Source organism: Mesorhizobium sp. UC74_2, assembly GCF_042701485.1.
GTDB lineage: Bacteria > Pseudomonadota > Alphaproteobacteria > Rhizobiales > Rhizobiaceae > Mesorhizobium.
In genome coordinates this window covers 67,509-87,174 of record NZ_CP170562.1, presented here as the reverse complement: position 1 = coordinate 87,174, position 19,666 = coordinate 67,509, and the positions used below count along the sequence as shown (strand labels likewise).

The window sequence follows — 19,666 nt, the reverse complement described above, 5'->3', positions numbered from 1 at the left end:
CTGGAGCGGTTCCGCATTCCCATGAAAATGGAAGCGCTCCAAGGTCGATCCGAGTACGAGAGAACCATTCTTCAAAGTCATTCCCAGGGCATGCCCTGGGAATGGATGGTGTGTTCTTACACTGTGGCAGGCACTCAGGCCTGTTTGACCAGCCTGATCAGCACCAGAAGAATGATCGCGCCGATTGCGGCGTGAATGATCGAGGCGATGATGCCCGAGCCCAGGCTGATGCCCAGCGTCGGGAACAGCCAGCCGGCAATGAAGGCGCCGACGATACCGACGACGATGTTACCGACCAGGCCGAAGCCGAAGCCTTTGACGATCAAGCCGGCAAGCCAGCCGGCGATCGCGCCGATGATGAGGAAGACGATCAGACTTTCGACACCCATGGCAGTCCCTCTCGAACATGGGCCAAAACCAGGCGAAGCTGCGAATCAGGCCCCGGTTGCAATGAGGGGACGATAGTTCAACCTGCCAAGAAAAGCCAAGCGCTCTAGAGCATTTCCAGGAAAAGTGCGCAGCGGTTTTCCGTCCGGAATTGCGTAAAAACAAAGAGTTAGAGCGTTTCCGCGTTTCCCCGAAAAACGGAAACGCTCTAGGCGTCGTCGTCCTCGTCATCGGAGGCCGGACGCCAGCTCGTCGGCTCAATCTTCTTCTGGGTGTGGCCATCGATCGCCGCCCACCAGCCGACATCAGCTGGATTGACGTCGCCACCAAGGGCTTTGAGCCTCTCGGCGGAACGATATTGCGCGATGGATTCGTTCAGCACCCCATCACCGTCGGTCCAGTAAACGGTCACCTTGGACCCGTCTTTCGGCGCGGTGTCGATCGGTTGCCTTGCAGCCATGGTTCCAACCTTTTCACTTGAGCATGATCTTTTCCGAAAACCGGTTCCCGTTTTTCGGCATCACGCTCCATCCACCCGGGTCAGCGCGGCGGGCGCTCAACTGTGGGCGAAGATATCCTCTTCGTCCCAGCCCATGAGATCGAGTTTGGCACGGGTCGGCAGGAAGCGGAAGCAGGCGTCGGCTTCCTTTGTCCTGCCGTCACGCTGCAATCGGCCGGCCAGGACATCGCGTAGCCGGTGCAGATAAAGCACGTCGGACGCGGCATATTCGAGCTGCTCCGGCGAAAGCGTCTCGGCCGCCCAGTCTGAAGACTGCTGCTGCTTCGACAGGCTGACACCAAGCAATTCCTGGCAGATATCCTTCAGCCCGTGCCGGTCGGTGTAGGTGCGCACCAGCCGCGACGCGATCTTGGTGCAGAATACCGGCTCCGGCATCACGCCGAAAGCATTGTAGAGCACGGCGAGATCAAAACGACCGAAATGGAACAGCTTGGAGACCTTGCGGTTCTTCAGCAGGCTGACCAGGTTCGGCGCCTTCTTCTGGCCAGCTGCGATCTGGATGACATCGGCCGAGCCGTCGCCAGGCGAAATCTGCACGACGCAAAGCCGGTCGCGGTGCGGGTTGAGGCCCAGCGTCTCGGTGTCGATGGCAACCGCGTCGACATCGTAATGGCTGAGATCGGGCAGATCGTTCTTGTGGAAGCGAATGGTGTTCATGGCCGGTGTCTCAGCGGGTCAACGCGTCGAGGATGCGCGCCCAGGAGCGCTGTCCCTTGTGGAACGAGCTCAGATCGTACTTCTCGTTCGGCGAATGAATACGATCGTCCGAGAGGCCGTAGCCGACCAGCAGCGATTCCATTCCGAGGAAATTCTGGAAATCACCGACGATCGGAATCGAACCGCCCATGGCTATCATCACCGCCGGCTTCGGCCATTCATCCGACAGCGCGTTCTTGGCCTTGGTCAGGAATGGCGAGTCATAGGAAAGCTGGATCGCCGGCGAGCCGCCATGCGGGTGGAATTCGACCGAACAGTCCGCCGGCAGGCGGTCCTCGACGAACTTGCGGAAGGCAGCGCGGATCTTGTCCGGATCCTGCTTGTGCACGAGGCGGAAGGAGACTTTCGCCGAGGCTTCCGCCGCGATCACCGTCTTGAAGCCCTTGCCGGTATAGCCGCCGATGATGCCGTTGAACTCGGCGGTCGGGCGCGCCCAGACCAGTTCCAGCACAGAACGGCCCTTTTCGCCGGCAGGCACAGAGAGGCCGATCGGACCGAGGAAAGTCTCTGCCGTCTCACCCAATGCTTCCCACGACTTCAGTACCTGCGAGGGCGTCTCTTCGACGCCATCGTAGAAGCCGGAATGGTCACCCGTCCGGTTTCGTCGTGGATGTCGGCCAGGATTCTGGCCAGGATGCGGATCGGGTTGGCCGCGGCACCGCCGAATTCGCCCGAATGCAGGTCGCGGTTTGCAGCCTTGATGGTGATCTCCTCGCCGACAAGACCGCGTAGCGCAGTCGATATCGCCGGGGTTTCGCGATCCCACATGCCGGTGTCGCAGACCAGCGCGAAATCCGCCTTAAGTTCCTTGGCGTTGGCATCGAGGAACGGCTTCAGCGATGGCGAGCCGCTCTCCTCCTCACCCTCGAACAGGATGGTGATGCGGCAGGGCAGCGCACCATGTTCCGCCTTCCAGGCGCGGCAGGCTTCGACGAAGGTCATCAACTGGCCCTTGTCATCTGCCGAACCACGGCCGGTGATCACCTTGCGGCCAGGCTCGATCTCCTTCATCGCCGGCGCGAACGGGTCGTCGTGCCAGAGATTGAGCGGGTCGACCGGCTGCACGTCATAGTGGCCATAGAACAGCACATGCGGCGCATTTGCCGGGCCTTCGTGATGGGCAACTACCATTGGGTGACCGGGAGTATCCCGCACCGACGCGTCGAAGCCGATCGACTTGAGATCCGCGACGAGCCATTCCGCGGCTTTGCGGCAGTCCGCCGAAAAGGCCGGATCGGTCGAGATCGACTTGATCTTCAACAGGTCGAACAGGCGATCGAGGCTCTGGTCGAGGTTCTTGTCGAGACGGTCGAGGACGGGATTGAGAGCGGTCATTGCGGGCCTTCTGATCTGAAAGGGCGATTCCGCGGCGACCCTAAAGGATGCGTCGTCCAAAGAAAACCGCGGCTGGCTGATTGGCTCTATCGTCAGTCATCGGTGCCCGGCGGCGCATAGACGGCGATCGCCTCGGGATGCACGACAAAGGATGCCGGCGTCGAGGTGACGATCTCGCCGTCGGTGTTCACCGGCTGCGGCGTCTTGGTGGTCACGTCGAATTGCACGCAGCGGGCAGTTCTAACCTCATTCCACGCGCCATGCGTGCCGGAGCGGAACGAGCGCAGCATCAGCGCCAGCTTCCAGACATTGCTCATCTCGAGACTGTAGAGGTCGAGGAACCCGTCATCGATCGCAGCACTTGCCTCCACGACATTGCCGCCGCCGTAGTGGCGGCCATTGCCGACGGCGATCTGGAAGGTCTTGACCCGCACCGTGTCGCCCTTCTCGCGGATCCAGGCCGTAAAGGGCCTTGCCTTGAACAGGACGCGCGAAGCGGCAATCGCATAACCGAGACGACCCCAGCGGCGCTTGATTTCCGGCCTCAGGCCTTGCGCAAGTTGTGTGGAGAGCCCGATGCTGGCCACGTTGAAAAAAGCGTGTCCGTTGACCGAGCCGAGATCGATTCGCCGCTCATAGCCGCCGACGATGACGTCGACCGCCTGCATGATGTCCATCGGCAGGCCAAGTGTGCGAGCGAGGTCGTTGGCGGTGCCCATCGGCAGGATGCCCATCGGCAGCCCACTTTCCATCACGGCCATGGCGCCGGAGGAAACGGTGCCGTCACCGCCGCTGATGATGATGCAGTCGGCCTGCTCGCGCAGCCGGGTTATGTCGCGGGCGAGTTCCGGCAACGCCGAGAATGGCTCGACCGTGACTTCCAGTCCGCCGTCGCGCAATCTTTTGATGATCCCGTCGAGCGGCATGTCGCCGCGCCGCGCTTTCTGATTGATGAGCAGCAGCGCACGCCGCTTCCGCGTCTTCGGCGTTTTTCGGCTCGCCGTCTTTTCCTGGGTCTCGATGATGGTCCTGCTCCCAAAAAAGTGCCGCCGTGGTGGAGGGGGAACCACGGCGGCGCTACTCGAAACAATGCGGCAGCCCGGAGAGGGGGAAAGGCTGCCGCAGATGTCCGGCATAGGCGGGGGACGGGCCTTGTTCCGGACTTTCGGCGAAAACTGCCGATGACCTGTATTTGTGTAGGCGAACGTGGCGATTCAAGGGCACGAACATTACACTTTCGTAACATGCCCGTGAGTGGCCATGATCGTCGGTTTTCAGCCGCAACAGCGCCATTCGTCCTTTGCCGACGACGACGGCGTCACCGCGGCTGCCAAGTAGTTTCAGCCTTTTGTCGAATGGCCTGAAACCTTTTGTCGGTATTGCTCGACCGGAAGGCCGCCGATACCCCAATGCTCCATCTCGACCTCGTCTATGACAACGACGGTGGTGGCCGGATTCTTGTCGAGCACGTCGACCAGGAGATCCGTGACGCCCTTGATCAGCGCGGCCTTCTGCTCCGTCGTCGCGCCTTCACGTGTGATCTTGATGTTGACATAGGGCATGGCGTCGTCCTCGTTTCACGATTTCAGATCGAAATGAAAAACCTTGGAGATGATCTGCCAACGACCGTCGACATGGATAAGGGTCAGCAGGTCGGTGAAGAGTTTCGCGCCGATCGCGCAATGGAGTCGCACAAACGCGGTGACCGGGCCGGCGAACTCGATCGACACGATACGATCGACGCGCGGCTCGCCCCGACTGGCCGGCGAAGGCCGCTTGTCGACGATCGGAAAATACTCCTGCATCGTCAGATGCAGGAGCTTGCCCTCCGTCGCGCAGGCGTAGGTCGCCTGCGGATGAAAGATGCGACCGAGCCTTGCCGTGTCGCTGAAGTAGAGCCCGTCGAAGTAATCGACGAGCGCATCGGCGACAGCCGCGAAGGCAGAACCATGGGAAGCCTCGGCGCTCATGCCGCCTTTCCCCGCCCTTCGGCGGCCATTGCCGCTTGGACGGCCGGACGCTTGGCGACACGCTCGACGAACGCAGCAACGCGAGGCCACTTGGCGAGGTCGATGCCGGTCGGAGGCGCCCAGCTGACGATGGTGAAGAGATAGGCGTCCGCGACCGAGAAGCTCTCACCCATCAGGAAATCGCGCCCATCGGCGAAGACCTGCTCCAGAAGATCGAGCCGGCTGCCGATCTTTGCCCGCGCGGCCTCTTTCGCCTCTTCCGAAGCGCCCTGGAACAACGGACCGAAGGACTTGTGCAGTTCGGCCGAGATGAAGTTCAGATGTTCGACAAGCCGGGTACGCGCCAGGGTTCCCGGTTCCGGTGCCAGATGGCGTGCGCCGGCAGCGTCGGCCAGATGCTGTACGATCGCGACACCTTCGGTCAGCACTTCGCCATCTTCCAGCTTCAACGCCGGCACGTAGCCCTTCGGATTGATCGCCCGGAAGTCGCCGCCGCTTTCAGTGACCTTGGCGCGGATGTCGACCTTCTCGAGTTCGAAATCGTGGCCAAGTTCGCGCAGCACGATATGCGGAGACAGCGAACACGTGCCCGGAGAATAATAAAGTTTCATCAAGGGTCCTCTTTCAGGAATGAACGTCCAAACGGCTAGCAAATACGGTAACCTATGGATACCATGTAACTTGAGGTGATCCGTTGAATCGGGTATCTCCCCGGTAACCGGAAAGACGATGCTCAAGGTCCGCAAGAACAAGGCCGTTGCGCCGCCCTACTCCTGCCCGCTCAGCGAATGCATGTCGCTGCTGGGGGGCGCATGGACGCCCAACATCATCTGGTGCCTCAGCGCGGAGCCACGCCGCTTCGGCGAACTGAGGGCGGATATCCCGGCCATATCGGCCAAGGTGCTGACATCCAGGCTGCGCGATCTGGAAGAGAAAGGCGTTTTGTGGCGGCGTGTGATGCCGACCTCGCCACCTTCGGTCGAGTACGGATTGACCGACCTCGGCGCCGAATTCATGCCAGCCATCCAGGCCATCATCGAGATCGGTCATAAGTTCAAGAATCGCAAAGCCGCCAAAGCGAGCGTTGCGTCCGAACGGGCCGTCCTCACGGCCTGAAGAGCTTCAGCCGAAAGCTGTTCGAAGAATGTCAGGAGACGGCGGCACAGCGGCCTAAACCATGGACAGCCGCCTGTTGCCGGGCTACCCGTATCGCCATGAAAAAAGGCGATCATCTCTTTCTTGTCGACGGCTCCGGCTACATCTTCCGAGCCTATCACGCGCTGCCGCCGCTGAACCGCAAGTCGGACGGCCTGCCCACTAATGCAGTGCTCGGCTTCTGCAACATGGTGTGGAAGTTGATGCAGGATGCACGCAACACCAATGTCGGCATCACGCCCACCCATTTCGCCGTCATCTTCGACTATTCGTCCAAGACCTTCCGCAACGAACTTTACGCGGAATACAAGGCCAACCGATCAGCCCCGCCGGAAGACCTCATCCCGCAGTTCGGCCTCATCCGCGAAGCCACCCGCGCCTTCGACCTGCCTTGCATCGAGATGGAAGGTTTCGAAGCTGACGACCTTATCGCCACCTATGCGCGCCTCGCGCGCGAGGCCGGTGCCGACGCCACCATCATCTCCTCCGACAAGGACCTGATGCAGTTGGTCGGTCCCGCCGTTGGCATGTATGACCCGATGAAGGACAGGCAGATCGGCATTCCCGAGGTGATCGAGAAATGGGGGGTGCCGCCGGAAAAGATGATCGACCTGCAGGCGCTGACCGGCGACTCGGTCGACAATGTGCCGGGCGTTCCCGGCATCGGCCCGAAGACGGCTGCGCAGCTACTGGAACAGTTCGGCGACCTTGACACGCTGCTCGCCCGCGCCGGCGAGATCAAACAGGAAAAGCGCCGGCAGTCGATCATCGACAATGCCGACAAGGCCCGTATCTCGCGCGACCTGGTGACGCTGAAAAACGATGTCCCGGTGGTCGAGGGCCTGGACGAGCTGGTGCTTCAGCCCCCGAACGGTCCCCGGCTGATCGGCTTCCTGAAGGCAATGGAATTCACCACGCTGACGCGGCGTGTCGCCGAGGCGACCGATACGGATGTCGCTGCCGTCGATGCAACGGCGCTGACGGTCGAAACCGGCGATGCCGCACATGGACCGGACGTCGGCGCCGGCGCGCCCGCTGTTGCGCGTTTGCAGAACCAGCCGACGGTAGAGCTGGCGTCGACGGCACCTGCGGACCTCGGCCGGGGCAATGTCGAAGGCACAGTGGCTGGGCTCGTCGCAACCCGCATCCAGCAGGCCGCCGTGGCGAAATTCGATCCCGCATCCTACGTCTGCATTCGCGACGCGGCCACCCTGCAATCCTGGATCGCCGAAGCCAGGGAGGCCGGTGCGGTCGCTTTCCGCGCGGAGACAACCTCGCTCGATCCGATGCAGGCGGAGCTCGTGGGTTTCTCGCTGGCGACGCGGCCAGGCCGCGCAGCCTATGTGCCGCTCACGCACCGAACCGCCGATGACGACCTGCTGGGCGGCGGCATGGCCCCGGAGCAGATATCGTTCGAGGATGCGCGCATGGCGCTCGCTCCCTTGCTTGCCGATCCGTCGGTGCTCAAGATCGGCCACAATGTGAAATACGACTGGCTGGTGCTGCGCCGACATGGCCTGCTGCTCCAGCCTTATGACGACGCGATGCTTCTGTCCTATGTACTCGACGGCGGCACGGCGGGTGGCCACGACATCGCCTCACTGGCTGACAAGTGGCTCGGCCGCACGATGACCCCGTACAAGGACATCGTCGGCTCCGGCAAGAAGCTGGTGACTTTCGCTTTCGTCGAAATCGATCGCGCAACGTCCTACTCTGCAGAAGGTGCCGATGTGGCGTTCCGGCTGTGGCAGGTTCTGAAGCCGCAGCTCGCCGCCAAGCGCGTCGCTTCGGTCTACGAACGGCTCGAGCGGCCGCTGGTCGAGACGCTTGCAAAGATGGAGGAGCGCGGCATCTCCGTCGACCGGCAGATGCTGTCGCGGCTGTCTGGAGACTTCGCGCAGCGTGCCGCGGCACTCGAGGACGAGATCTACCAGATCGCCGGCGAGCGTTTCACGATCGGCTCGCCCAAGCAGCTTGGCGATATCCTGTTCGACCAGATGAAGTTGCCTGGCGGCACCAAGACCAAGTCGGGCCAATGGTCCACCACGGCGCAGGTGCTGGAGGAATTGGCTGCGGAAGGCCACGAGCTGCCGCGCAAGATCGTCGACTGGCGCCAGGTCACCAAGTTGAAATCGACTTATACGGACGCGCTGCCGGAATATGTGAACCCGTCGACCAAGCGCGTGCACACATCCTATGCACTCGCCGCGACGACGACCGGACGCCTGTCGTCGTCCGAGCCGAACCTGCAGAACATTCCGATCCGCACGGCCGAAGGGCGCAAGATCCGCACCGCCTTCATCGCCGACAAGGGCAACAAGCTGATCTCGGCCGACTACAGCCAGATCGAACTGCGTGTGCTCGCCCACGTCGCCGACATCCCGCAGCTGAAGCAGGCTTTCGCCAATGGCGACGACATCCACGCCGCCACGGCGTCGGAAATGTTCAACACGCCGGTCGAAGGCATGCCGCGCGAAATCCGCAACCGCGCCAAGGCGATCAATTTCGGCATCATCTACGGCATTTCGGCATTTGGCCTCGCCAACCAGCTGTCGATCCCGCGCGAGGAAGCGTCCGACTACATCAGGAAGTATTTCGAGCGTTTCCCGGGTATCCGCGACTACATCGAGTCCACCAAGGCGTCCGCGCGCGAGCTTGGCTATGTCGAGACCATCTTCGGCCGCCGCATCCATTATCCGGAAATCCGTTCGTCGAACCCATCCATCCGTGCCTTCAACGAACGCGCGTCGACCAACGCCCGCCTGCAGGGTACGGCCGCCGACATCATCCGCCGCGCCATGATCCGCGTCGATCAGGCGCTGGAAGATGCCGGGCTGTCGGCCCGCATGCTGCTGCAGGTGCATGACGAACTGATCTTCGAAACGGTCGAGAGCGAGGTCGAGGCGACCATTCCGGTTGTGCGCGAGGTCATGGAGAATGCAGCCATGCCGGCGGTTTCACTGTCCGTGCCGCTGCAGGTCGACGCGCGCGCCGCCAACAACTGGGACGAGGCGCATTAACGGTTTGATAGGACAGGACAGAGCCCGCCCTCGATGGCCCTGAAACGGCTCCGGAGCCTGCCATGGCTGCGGCAATCAACAATGTATTCACCAAGAGTGATTGTAGCGCCCGGCGGCCCACACTCTTAACTAGAAATTATTCCGCCATTTGGTAGAAGGCCCAACCTATTTCAAGCATGAAATGATTTGGGTGGTCATGACGAGGCGCTTCGAAATTGTCCTTGGTCACGCTTTCTTCGGCCTGGGCTTCGGCTTCCTGGCCGTAGCCTTGTGGTCGGCCCTGACGCCGATGCCTTCAGGTGAGCGCCTTGCCACTCTCGTCGTTCTCACCACTTTCGGCATGGCCGCCGCAGGCGCGGTGACGGGACTTGTCGTGGCGCGGGAGATGCCGGTGCAGCAACCTGCCAAGGCTCGCTATGGTGCCGCTCGCACTGTTCTCTATTTTCTCGGCCCGATTTTGGTTGTCACCTTGGTAGCAGTCATTTTCACGTTTCCACCACAATAACCATTCCTCCCGCCTATCGTCTTGACGGCTTGAAAGCACGCGCGCGAAGTTTACGCCTGCAATTTGGGCTGCAAACGATGATGCGACGATCTCTACTGGCCATGTTTGTCGGGATGGTATCCCTCGGGAGAGGACGAGCCCAGGAAAAACCGGAGCCAGCCTTTCCACCGGTGCCGCTTTGGAGGCCAAGCTTCCAACAACCGATCGACCAGATCATCGACCGAATTGCCTACTACAGCGACAGGCAGCGGGATTTTGCCGTTTTCCGCCATGGCACCTGCGCTTTCCTGGAAAGGAAGCTATCGGAGGCTGAGGCTGAAAAGGCCGCCTTGCGAACTTTGTCGGAAATATTCAACTACCACCCAGACATGAACCCGACACCGATGGACGACGGGAATATTCTGGTCAGCTACAATCGACCGGCCGTGAACGTTGTCCTCCGCGAGATAGCGCTGAAACACTGGCCGGAGATTGAAAGCCGGCATCTTGACGGCCTCACAACGAGTGAGGTTCTGATCACGCCGCTCGGACCAAACAAATTCGACGATTTCGGTAAGCAGGCACTTCTTGGAAGAGCCTACATGTTCATGGACGCCCAAAACCCCGAAGTCGTGCAGGTCAGACGCGCCGGCTAACCAAAGGCAGTTAGGACTAAGCCGCTTCCGCCCGGCACTTGGCGCAGGTGCCGCGGAACTCGATCACCGCCTTCTTGGCGACGAACCCGGCGGAACCGACCCATTCGTGGAGCCGCTCGCCGATTTTCTCGTCGCAGAATTCGGTGACCTGACCGCAATTGTCGCAGATGGCAAACGCGGTCATGCCATGGCTATGGCCGTGGGCATGGCCATGATCGTGCGGGTCCGAGCAGGCGACGAAAGCATTCAGGCTTTCCAGCCGATGCACATAACCTTCCTTCATCAGCGTATCGAGTGCACGATAGACCTGCAGCGGCGCGCGGAAACCACGCTCACGCAACTGGTCGAGCAGCGTATAGGCGCTGAGCGGTGCATTGGCCGCTTCCAGTTTCTCAAGCACGCTCTGCTGGTTCTTGGTCAGCACGTTCCTTGCCGTCATGATCCCGCTTTCGATACCCTGCGCACCTCGCGCGCCTTTCAGACGGCCCGCCACACGCCGACAAGCCGCCTGCCTCAGAAATAAGCATGAATCGACAGTTTTGCCATTGTCTTGTGATGTGACGATCCGGAGAGCCTCCGGACCGCCGCAGCGCAAGGCGCCGACGCTACTTGCGCGTCGGTCCCGTTCTCTCTGCCGAGGCGGCCCAGAGATTGATATTGGCTTCGCGCGCATAGCCGTCGATCTCGGCAAGCTCCGCATTGCTGAAGTCGAGGTTCCTGAGCGCGCCGACGCAATCCTCGACCTGCTCTGGCCGGCTGGCGCCGATCAGGGCCGAGGTGACTCGACCGCCACGCAGCACCCAGGCCAGCGCCATCTGCGCCAGCGTCTGGCCGCGCTTCCTGCAATGCCGTTGAGCGCCTGGATGTTGGCGATCGTCTGCTCGTCGAGGAAGGATTGGCGCAGCGATTTGCCCTGCGTGGCGCGACTGCCTTCCGGCACGCCGCTCAGATACTTGTCGGTGAGCATGCCCTGCGCCAATGGCGAGAACACGATGGAGCCGACACCGAGACCGTCCAGCGTGTCGAGCAGACCGTCATCCTCGACCCAGCGGTTCAGCATCGAATAGCTTGGCTGGTGGATGACGCACGGCGTGCCGAGCTGCTTGAGGATATCGGCCGCCTCGCGCGTGCGCTGCGAATTGTAGGACGAGATGCCGGCGTAGAGCGCCTTGCCGGAACGCACAGCGTGATCCAGCGCCCCCATCGTTTCTTCCAGCGGCGTATCCGGATCGAAGCGGTGCGAATAGAAGATGTCGACGTAGTCGAGCCCCATGCGCTTGAGGCTCTGGTCGAGGCTGGCGAGCAGATATTTGCGGCTGCCCCATTCGCCATACGGTCCCGGCCACATGTCGTAACCGGCCTTGCTCGAAATGATCAACTCGTCGCGATAGCCGGCAAAATCGGTGCGCAGGATCTCGCCGAACGCGATCTCAGCCGAGCCGGGCGGCGGACCGTAATTGTTGGCCAGATCGAAATGGGTGATGCCAAGGTCGAACGCCTTGTGACAGATGGCACGTTTGACCCGGTGCGGAGTGTCTTCGCCGAAATTATGCCACAGCCCGAGCGAGATGGCCGGCAGCTTCAGGCCGGAGCGGCCGCAGCGGTTGTAGATCATCGACTGATAACGGTCGGCGGCGGGAGCGTAAGGCATGGTGTTTCCTTGAAAAGGGTGTTCCGCAAATGAATGCGTCCTTCGAGGCGAACCTCGAAGGACGCATCTATAATTCAATCGGCAACTTGGACAAACGCCACCAGAGCAATTTCGGGAGAACTGCGTAGCGGTTTTCCGTCCGGAATCGCATCAAAAAGTTAGAGCGTTTCCGTGAAAGACGGAACCGCTCTCGTGAATGTCTACCTCTTGGCAAGCAGCGCCTTTGCCTCCTTGACGCCCAGCGCGGCGGGTCGCTCGCAGCTTGTCTGCATGGAAACGAACTTGCCGGTTTCGGCCGATTTCAGCAGGCTGGTCATCACTTCCACCGCATGCAGCGCCAGTTCCATCGAACAGCGGTGCGGGCGCCCCTCCATGATGGCCAGCGCCATGTCGGCAAGACCGGCCGTGCGATAGTTGGCCATCATGCCCTGGGAGTGCTTTTCGTTGGGCACGCCAAACGGATGCGGCCATTTCGGTAGCTTCTTCGCCAGCTTGCTTTCCTTGGTGTAGGCAACGTCGCCACCGAAGAAATTCGGATCCGGCACATAGAGGGTGCCCTTCTCGCCGTAGAGTTCCATCGGTGCATGACCATGCGCCCACACGTCCCAGCTGGTGTTCAACGTGACCACCGCGCCATTGGCGAATTCGAGCAGGCCGTGGATGGTGGTGGGCGTGTTGACCGGGATCTTCTCGCCAGCGCGTGGCTGCGAGGAGATGACACGTTCCCTGGCCGGGATCGAGGCAAAGGCCGCGACCCGCTTCACAGGTCCCACCAGCTGGATCAGGTTGGTGACGTAATAAGGCCCGATGTCGAGCACGGGCCCGGCTCCTGGCTGGAAGAAGAAGTCCGGGTTCGGATGCCAGTGCTCCATGCCATGGCTCATGACCGTGCAGGTACCGCCGGTGATCGCGCCGAGCTTGCCCTCGTCGATGAGGCTGCGCGCCAGCTGATGCGCACCGCCAAGGAAGGTGTCGGGCGCCGAACCGATGCGCAGGCCCTTCTTCTCGGCGCGTTTGCGCAGATCGAGCCCTTCCTGCAGCGACAGCACGAACGGCTTTTCCGAATAGACGTGCTTGCCGGCGTCGAGCACCCGCCTCGAGACGTCGTAGTGGACGGCGGGGATGGTGAGGTTGACGACGATGTCGATATCACCGGCCTTCAGCAGATCGTCCACCGTTTCGGCGCGCAGCTTGAACTCTTTCGCCCGCGCCCGCGCCGCGTCCATGTTGATGTCGGCGCAGGCTCGCATCTCGATGCCCCGAAACAGCGGCGCCAGCCTGAAATACGCCGCCGAAATATTGCCGGCGCCGATGACGCCGATCCCGAGCTTCTTTGCCATCGTCGTTCTCCTAAAAAGTCCGGGCCGCCTCGATCGACCGGCGCGCGAAGCGCTCGATGTCGTTCGGATTGTCCTGTTCCATGATGAAATACCTGGCGCTGCTGCGCTCGCGCAGCACCTTGGTCAGTTTTGACCAGTCGATGGTGCCGTGGCCGACATCCGACCAGCCGTCTTCGTCCAGCCCCTGGCCGGGCTTGGCGATATCCTTGACATGGACGGCAATGATACGGCTGCCGTGACGCTCGATCCAGGGCAGTGGATCGGCGCCACCACGCACGACCCAGGCGACATCCATTTCCCAGCCGATATCCGCTGCGGACGACAGGATATGTTCCTGCGGGATCGAGCCGTCCGGCAGTGCCTTGAACTCGAAATCGTGGTTGTGCCAGGCAAAGCCGTAACCCGCTTTTTTTGCCGCCTCGCCGACCTTGGCCAGCCGTTCGCCGAAACCGCGCCAGCCGGCGGCATCCGCCGGGCGCGCTTCCGCAACCAGATAGGGGCAGATCAGAAGTCCGATGCCGAGCGCATCGGCAGTTCTGCGCACGCTATCGAAGTCCGTTTCCAACGCCTCGATCGAGAAATGCCCGGTCGGCATGGCTAGCTTGTTCTTGTCGAGCTCGGCGCGAAAGGCCTTTGGATCGTCATAGACGCCGCCATAACCCTCGACCTGCGCATAGCCGAGGCTGCCCAGCGATTTCAGCACCTTGTCCCAGGGCAGGAAATTGCGGGCGCTGTAGAGTTGAAATGACCAGTCCATTCTATCTGTCCATCTGCTTGGGGGGATATTGTCGGGGTGGTTGTCACAACCGTTTGCCGTCCTCGCCGAACAGCGAGGCGCGCGACGGATCGAAGCCGATTTCGACCTGACCGCCGGTTCTGGGAGCACGCTCGGAAGGCACCCGCACCGACAGGCTTTGCGTCCCGAGCCGCACCCAGACCAGCGTGTCGGACCCCATCGGCTCGACGACATCGACGGTTGCTTTCGCCAAGAAAGGCCAGCCGGAACCCGAATTGAGGCCGATATGTTCGGGCCTCACTCCGAACACCGCCGGTCCCGCCACGGGTTGTCGCTCGAAGGCGTAGGTTGAGAGCGAAATGTTCAACTCGCCGGAGCCGAAGCGCCAGCCGTCGTCGCCGCCCTCCAGCCTGCCGTCGACGAAATTCATGCCGGGCGAACCGATGAAACCGGCGACGAAACGGTTGACCGGGCGGTTGTAGATCGCCTGCGGCGCGTCCAGTTGCTGGATCACCCCGCCGCGCATGACAGCGATGCGGTCGGCCAGCGTCATCGCCTCGATCTGGTCGTGGGTGACATAGATCATGGTGTTGGCGAGCCGCTGATGCAGCCGCTTGATCTCGACGCGCAGTTCCGAACGCAGCTTGGCGTCCAGATTGGACAAGGGTTCGTCGAACAGGAAGACGTCGACGTCTCGCACCAGGGCCCTGCCGATCGCCACGCGCTGGCGTTGGCCGCCGGAAAGCGCTGCCGGCTTGCGCTGCAGCAACGGCTCGATCTGCAGGATCTCGGCCGCGCGGGAAATGCGCTTGTCGATCTCGTCCTTTGGCGTTCCCGCAACCTTGAGGCCGAACGACAGGTTCTTCTCCACGCTCATCTGCGGATAGAGCGCGTAGGATTGGAACACCATGCCGATGCCACGGTCCTTCGGCTCTTCCCAGGTGACATTCTTGCCCTTGATGAAGATGCGGCCGTCGGAAATGTCGAGCAGGCCGGCAATGCAGTTGAGCAAGGTGGATTTGCCGCAGCCGGACGGTCCAAGCAGCACGATGAATTCGCCTTCGGCGATATCGAGATTGAGCGACTGCAACACCGAGACGGTACCGAAATTGAGCTTCAGGTCCTGGATCGAGACGCTGGGACTGGCGATCATGTTCATGCTCACCCTTTCACCGCGCCGGCGGCGATGCCGCGCACGAACAGTTTGCCGGAGATGAAGTAGACGACGAGAGGCACGAGGCCGGTCAGCAGCGTGGCGGCCATGTTGACGTTGTATTCCTTCACGCCCTGCACCGAATTGACGATGTTGTTGAGCTGCACGGTCATCGGATAGGTGTCGGGGCGCGTGTAGACGACGCCGAACAGGAAGTCGTTCCAGATGCCGGTGATCTGCAGGATGACGGCGACGACGAAGATCGGTACCGACATTGGCAGCATGATGCGCAGATAGATGCTCCAGAAACCGGCGCCGTCGACGCGCGCGGCTTTGAACAATTCCTCGGGCAACGATGCGAAATAGTTGCGGAACAGCAGCGTCAGGATCGGCATGCCGAAGATGGAATGCACGATGACCAGCCCGCTCAGGCTGCCATAAAGCCCGATCTCGCGCAGGATGATGACGATCGGGTAGAGCATCACCTGATAGGGAATGAAGGCGCCGACGATGAGGATGGTGAAGAACAGCTCCGAACCCTTGAAACGCCAGTTGGCGAGCGCGTAGCCATTCACCGACGCGATGGCGATCGACAGGATCACCGAAGGCACGGTGATGCGCACCGAATTCCAGAAGCCGCGCGAAAGCCCATCGCAATTGAGCCCGGTACAAGCCGTAGCCCAGGCCTTCACCCAGGGCTCGAAAGTGATTTCCAGCGGCGGCGAGAAGATGTTGCCGAGCCGGATTTCCGGCATGCCCTTCAGCGACGTCACCACCATCACGTAGAGCGGCAGCAGATAGTAGACGGCAACCACGAAAAGCGTGCCGTAGATGAAGATGTTGCGCTTCGAGAAGGCGTGGCGTGGCTTCGGTCCGCGCGGACCCCCGACGACCTCTGACATCGCCATGGCTAGCGCCTCCGCCCGAATTCGAGATAGGCCCAGGGCACGATGACAATGGCGACCGACAGGAGCATCATCGTCGAGGCCGCGAAACCCTGGCCGAGATTCTGCGCGAAAAACATGTAGTCGTAGACATATTTGGCCGGCACCTCGGATGCGATGCCCGGCCCGCCGCTGGTCTGCGCCACGACGAGGTCGTAGACCTTGACGATGCCGGCGGCGATGATGACCAGCGTGGTGACCAGTACCGGCCGCATCATCGGCAGGACGATGAAGAGATAGGTCCTCCAGGCCGGGATGCCGTCGACCCGGGCAGCCTTCCAGATATCCTCGTCGATGCCGCGCAAGCCAGCCAGCATCAGGCACATCACGAAGCCGGTGCCCTGCCAGAGTGCAGCGATCAGCACGCCGTAGATGACGATGCTCGAAGTGTAGAGCGGGTCGAAGGCGAAGCTTTCCCAGCCGAGCGAGCGCACCACGGCCTGCACGCCGAAATCCGGATTGAGCAGCCATTGCCAGACTACGCCGGTGACGACGAAGGACAACGCGAAGGGATAGAGGAAGATGGTGCGGAACGTATCCTCGAAGCGGATCTTCTGATCGAGCAGCGCCGCCAGCACGAAACCGATCACCAGCGAAAAGACCAGCGACAGGATTCCGTAGATCGCCAGGTTCTCGATCGACACCAGCCATCGCGGCGTTGCCCACAGCCGCTCATACTGGTCAAGGCCGACGAATTTGAGCCGCGGCAGCAGGCGCGAATTGGTGAAGGAATAGAGCACCGTCCACAGAGTGCCGCCGACGAACACCACCAGTGCGGTGAGGATCATCGGCACCGAGGCGATCTTGGCATTGAGGTTGCGGAACAGCCGGCTTGGTCGCTTGCTCGCAGTGCTCATGGAGGTGCCGTCCCCAGGTCCTGGACCTCCGGGAACTCCGGCCCGCCAAGCACAGGGCGGAGCCGGAGCCCGGGAGGGTCGGGTGAACAGGATCAGTCAGCGCTGGAGATGATGTCGGCGAAGCGCTTCTGCGCATCCTCGACGGTCAGGTCCGGCTTGGCGAAGAATTCGGAGAACAGGTCCTCCTTCTGCTTCTGCGTATCCTGCGACAGCAGCTGGTCCGTCCACGGGATCACATTGCCCTTGGCAAGGATGTCGAGACCCTTCTTCATACAGTCATTGGCAGCAGCCAGATCGACATCGCCACGCACAGGCAGCGAACCCTTCTTCAGGTTGAAAGCCACCTGCGTCTTGGGATCGAGAAGCGTCTCGGCGAGCACTTCTTGCGCCTTGGCCTTCTCGGCGTCCTTGAGCAGCGGGAAGTAGAAGGCATCGCCGGCGGTCGCGAGCGCGCTGTTCATGCCGAGGCCAGGCAGACAGGTATAGTCCTTGCCGGCCACCTTGCCGGCCACCTGGAATTCGCCCTGCGCCCAGTCGCCCATGATCTGCCCACCGGCCTTGCCGGTGATGACCATGTTGGTAGCCTGGTTCCAGTCCTGCACATTGGTGCCCTTGGACATCTTGCGGGCGTCGTCGGCTGCCTTGAACACCTTGGCGATTTCCGGCCCGCCGGCGAAGGCGCCATCCTTGTCCTTGTAGACCTTCAGGAAGGCATCCGTGCCGCCCACCGCCAGCAGAAGAACATCGAAGGCACCAGCTGACTGCCAGGGCTGGCCACCCACGGCGAGCGGTACGATGCCGGCCTTTTCCAGCGCGGGCGCAGCCGCGACATATTCGTCCCAGGTCTTCGGCACTCCCACGCCAGCCTTGGCGAAGGCATCATTGGACAGCCACAGCCATTGCCACGAATGGATGTTGACGGGCACGCAGTAGATCTTGCCGCCGATGGTGCAGGAATCGAGCAACCCCTTCGGCCGCACGACTTCCGTCCACTTGCCCTTGGCGGCGATGTCGGTGAGATCGCGCATCAGCCCGGCCTGGACCAGTTCCTCGGCCTGTCGACCATGATTGAACTGCGTTGCGCCCATCGGATCACCGCCGGTGATGCGCGAGATCATGATCGGGCGCGCCGTGCCGCCGGATCCGGCAATCGCTCCATCCACCCATTTGTTGCCGGTGGCGTCGAATGCCTTGGCGAGCTCGGCAACGGCGGCGGCTTCACCGCCCGATGTCCACCAATGCGTGACTTCAAGATCCGTTGCGAAAGTATGGCCGGCAAAACCGAGAGCCGTCCCGGCCGCCAGCACGGCAGCCGTCAAAGTGCGTCGCATTCCGATTCCTCCCAAAATCTGAAACGTTACAGATTTTGGATACGGCAATTGTTTCATTGTGGCAATCCCCAATCGATAGGCGCACCAAACTATTTTTCGAAGCTCGACAAAATAAGCGACAAGATCGATAGAACCGGCGTTTTGCAGTGCAAAATAAGCGTTCGCAGTGCAAACCAGACGGATTGGGCATGACGACAGCGACCACTCGAAAGCGGTCGACCAAGGTCAGACTGGCAAATCTGTAACGTTTCAGTATATTTGCGCGATCGGCCCGTCCAAGCCGGGCCGACGAATTCGCGCATTGTCGCCGCCGAAACAGACTGGTATGCGCGCTGCGGGCAGGGTTATGGACAAATCGAGCCGCAACACGGATGAGGACGAAGCGGAGACCGGCCGGCCGACGCTGAAGACGCTCGCCTTCATGACGGGGCTTGGCGTCACAACCGTTTCACGCGCACTGAAGGACGCGCCGGAGATCGGCGCCGAGACGCGCAAGCGCGTGCAGCTCGTCGCGCGCCAGATCGGCTATCGGCCGAACAGGGCCGGCGTCCGCCTGCGCACGGGCAAGACCAACGTCATCTCGGTCGTGCTCAACACCACGGAGCAGATCGGCGGCTTCCTGTCCGATTTCATCTACGGCATTTCAGAGCGGCTGGCAGCGACGCCCTATCATCTGGTTGTCGCCCCCTACTCCCACAACAACGACCCGATGGAGCCGATCCGTTACGTGGTAGAGACCGGCTCCGCCGATGGGATCATCATCTCGCGCACGCAACCCGATGACCCGCGCGTGCGCTATCTGACCGAGCGTGGCTTTCCCTTTGCCGCTCATGGCCGCACGGCAATGGGGATAGAGCACGCTTACCATGACTTCGACAATGAGAGTTTCGCGCGGCTGGCCGTGCGACGGCTGTCCGAGCTCGGACGCCGGCGCCTCGCCCTGCTGGCGCCCCCGACAGCCCTCACCTACCACCAGCATATGCGCAGCGGCTTCCTCGACGAGATCGACAGGCACGGGCTAAGCGAGGTTCCGTTCTCATCCGTCAGCAGTGACAATGTCATCGACGACATCCGTCGCCACACCATCGAACTGATGCGACGGGCCGGACGACCGGACGGCATCGTCTGCGGCGCCGGCGGACCGGCCTTCGCACTCATCGCCGGTATCGAGGCGGCTGGGTTCAAACTTGGAAGCGATGTCGACCTGGTCGCCAAGGAACCGTTCAACCTGCTGCAGCTGGTACGTCCGGAAATCCATGTCGTCGCGGAGGACTTCCGGCTTGCCGGGCGCGATCTGGCAATCGCCGTGCTCAGCCGCATCGACGACAGATCGGCGCCGCCCATGCAGCGGCTGGTGGTGCCAACCGAAGTGATCGCACCGAGGTAGCCAACTTATCGCATTCTGCCGCC

Annotated in this window: 19 protein-coding genes and 2 pseudogenes; 5 read left to right on the top strand and 16 right to left on the bottom strand. The window is 61.7% G+C overall.

Going from position 1 to position 19,666, the window contains the following annotated elements; translation table 11 throughout:
- Positions 1 to 134: 134 nt before the first annotated feature.
- From ACFJIU_RS00420 to gstA, 8 genes and pseudogenes are all read right to left on the bottom strand, one after another.
- Positions 135 to 389 carry a GlsB/YeaQ/YmgE family stress response membrane protein gene (locus ACFJIU_RS00420; protein ID WP_379066536.1) on the bottom strand — a complete coding sequence of 85 codons (255 nt, stop codon included), beginning with the start codon at positions 387 to 389 and terminating at the stop codon, positions 135 to 137.
- 206 nt (positions 390 to 595) lie between these two features.
- Entirely contained in the window at positions 596 to 847 is a 252-nt protein-coding gene (locus tag ACFJIU_RS00415; RefSeq protein ID WP_379066535.1) for a hypothetical protein, read from the bottom strand.
- Positions 848 to 943: 96 nt separating this feature from the next.
- A complete protein-coding gene (locus ACFJIU_RS00410) occupies positions 944 to 1,564 on the bottom strand; it encodes a ribonuclease D (RefSeq protein WP_379066533.1) in 621 nt (206 codons plus the stop codon).
- Between the two features lie 10 nt (positions 1,565 to 1,574).
- A pseudogene (locus tag ACFJIU_RS00405) lies at positions 1,575 to 2,959 on the bottom strand (M20/M25/M40 family metallo-hydrolase).
- Positions 2,960 to 3,051: 92 nt separating this feature from the next.
- Positions 3,052 to 3,885: a lipid kinase gene (locus tag ACFJIU_RS00400; protein WP_379066531.1), complete on the bottom strand. Its 834-nt coding sequence runs from the start codon at positions 3,883 to 3,885 to the stop codon at positions 3,052 to 3,054.
- A 414-nt stretch (positions 3,886 to 4,299) separates the two neighbouring features.
- Positions 4,300 to 4,521 (bottom strand): 4-oxalocrotonate tautomerase family protein, encoded by a 222-nt coding sequence (locus tag ACFJIU_RS00395; RefSeq protein ID WP_379066529.1) that lies wholly within the window; start codon positions 4,519 to 4,521, stop codon positions 4,300 to 4,302.
- A 15-nt stretch (positions 4,522 to 4,536) separates the two neighbouring features.
- Entirely contained in the window at positions 4,537 to 4,929 is a 393-nt protein-coding gene (locus ACFJIU_RS00390; RefSeq protein WP_379066527.1) for a nuclear transport factor 2 family protein, read from the bottom strand.
- On the bottom strand, positions 4,926 to 5,540 hold the full coding sequence (gstA, locus tag ACFJIU_RS00385; RefSeq protein WP_379066525.1) for a glutathione transferase GstA: 615 nt from the start codon (positions 5,538 to 5,540) through the stop codon (positions 4,926 to 4,928). Before gstA ends, ACFJIU_RS00390 begins: the two co-directional genes overlap by 4 nt.
- Positions 5,541 to 5,658: 118 nt before the next feature.
- Between gstA and ACFJIU_RS00380 the strand changes: the two genes are divergently transcribed.
- The 4 genes from ACFJIU_RS00380 (at position 5,659) to ACFJIU_RS00365 (ending at position 10,244) form a co-directional block, all read left to right on the top strand.
- Complete coding sequence (locus ACFJIU_RS00380) at positions 5,659 to 6,045, top strand: winged helix-turn-helix transcriptional regulator (RefSeq protein WP_379066523.1); 387 nt, start codon at positions 5,659 to 5,661, stop codon at positions 6,043 to 6,045.
- A gap of 98 nt (positions 6,046 to 6,143) precedes the next feature.
- Complete coding sequence (polA, locus tag ACFJIU_RS00375; RefSeq protein WP_379066521.1) at positions 6,144 to 9,104, top strand: DNA polymerase I; 2,961 nt, start codon at positions 6,144 to 6,146, stop codon at positions 9,102 to 9,104.
- 148 nt (positions 9,105 to 9,252) lie between these two features.
- On the top strand, positions 9,253 to 9,609 hold the full coding sequence (locus tag ACFJIU_RS00370) for a hypothetical protein (RefSeq protein WP_379066519.1): 357 nt from the start codon (positions 9,253 to 9,255) through the stop codon (positions 9,607 to 9,609).
- A 77-nt stretch (positions 9,610 to 9,686) separates the two neighbouring features.
- The gene (locus tag ACFJIU_RS00365; RefSeq protein ID WP_379066517.1) at positions 9,687 to 10,244 is read left to right on the top strand and encodes a hypothetical protein; all 558 of its coding nucleotides are present in this window, start codon (positions 9,687 to 9,689) and stop codon (positions 10,242 to 10,244) included.
- Between the two features lie 16 nt (positions 10,245 to 10,260).
- Here ACFJIU_RS00365 and ACFJIU_RS00360 read toward each other — a convergent pair whose 3' ends face one another.
- From ACFJIU_RS00360 to ACFJIU_RS00325, 8 genes and pseudogenes are all read right to left on the bottom strand, one after another.
- A complete protein-coding gene (locus ACFJIU_RS00360; RefSeq protein ID WP_379066515.1) occupies positions 10,261 to 10,683 on the bottom strand; it encodes a transcriptional repressor in 423 nt (140 codons plus the stop codon).
- A gap of 166 nt (positions 10,684 to 10,849) precedes the next feature.
- Positions 10,850 to 11,895, bottom strand: a pseudogene (gene mgrA, locus ACFJIU_RS00355) (L-glyceraldehyde 3-phosphate reductase).
- 200 nt (positions 11,896 to 12,095) lie between these two features.
- A complete protein-coding gene (locus tag ACFJIU_RS00350) occupies positions 12,096 to 13,235 on the bottom strand; it encodes a Gfo/Idh/MocA family protein (RefSeq protein ID WP_379066513.1) in 1,140 nt (379 codons plus the stop codon).
- A 10-nt stretch (positions 13,236 to 13,245) separates the two neighbouring features.
- Positions 13,246 to 13,992 (bottom strand): sugar phosphate isomerase/epimerase family protein, encoded by a 747-nt coding sequence (locus tag ACFJIU_RS00345; protein ID WP_379066511.1) that lies wholly within the window; start codon positions 13,990 to 13,992, stop codon positions 13,246 to 13,248.
- A gap of 43 nt (positions 13,993 to 14,035) precedes the next feature.
- On the bottom strand, positions 14,036 to 15,130 hold the full coding sequence (locus ACFJIU_RS00340) for an ABC transporter ATP-binding protein (RefSeq protein ID WP_379066509.1): 1,095 nt from the start codon (positions 15,128 to 15,130) through the stop codon (positions 14,036 to 14,038).
- 2 nt (positions 15,131 to 15,132) lie between these two features.
- Positions 15,133 to 16,032, bottom strand: coding sequence for a carbohydrate ABC transporter permease (locus ACFJIU_RS00335; RefSeq protein WP_379066507.1), 900 nt, complete (start codon positions 16,030 to 16,032; stop codon positions 15,133 to 15,135).
- Between the two features lie 2 nt (positions 16,033 to 16,034).
- Positions 16,035 to 16,925 (bottom strand): carbohydrate ABC transporter permease, encoded by an 891-nt coding sequence (locus tag ACFJIU_RS00330; protein ID WP_379066506.1) that lies wholly within the window; start codon positions 16,923 to 16,925, stop codon positions 16,035 to 16,037.
- A gap of 92 nt (positions 16,926 to 17,017) precedes the next feature.
- Positions 17,018 to 18,256 (bottom strand): ABC transporter substrate-binding protein, encoded by a 1,239-nt coding sequence (locus tag ACFJIU_RS00325; protein ID WP_379066504.1) that lies wholly within the window; start codon positions 18,254 to 18,256, stop codon positions 17,018 to 17,020.
- Positions 18,257 to 18,602: 346 nt separating this feature from the next.
- Between ACFJIU_RS00325 and ACFJIU_RS00320 the strand changes: the two genes are divergently transcribed.
- Entirely contained in the window at positions 18,603 to 19,643 is a 1,041-nt protein-coding gene (locus ACFJIU_RS00320; RefSeq protein ID WP_379066502.1) for a LacI family transcriptional regulator, read from the top strand.
- Positions 19,644 to 19,666 lie beyond the last annotated feature (23 nt).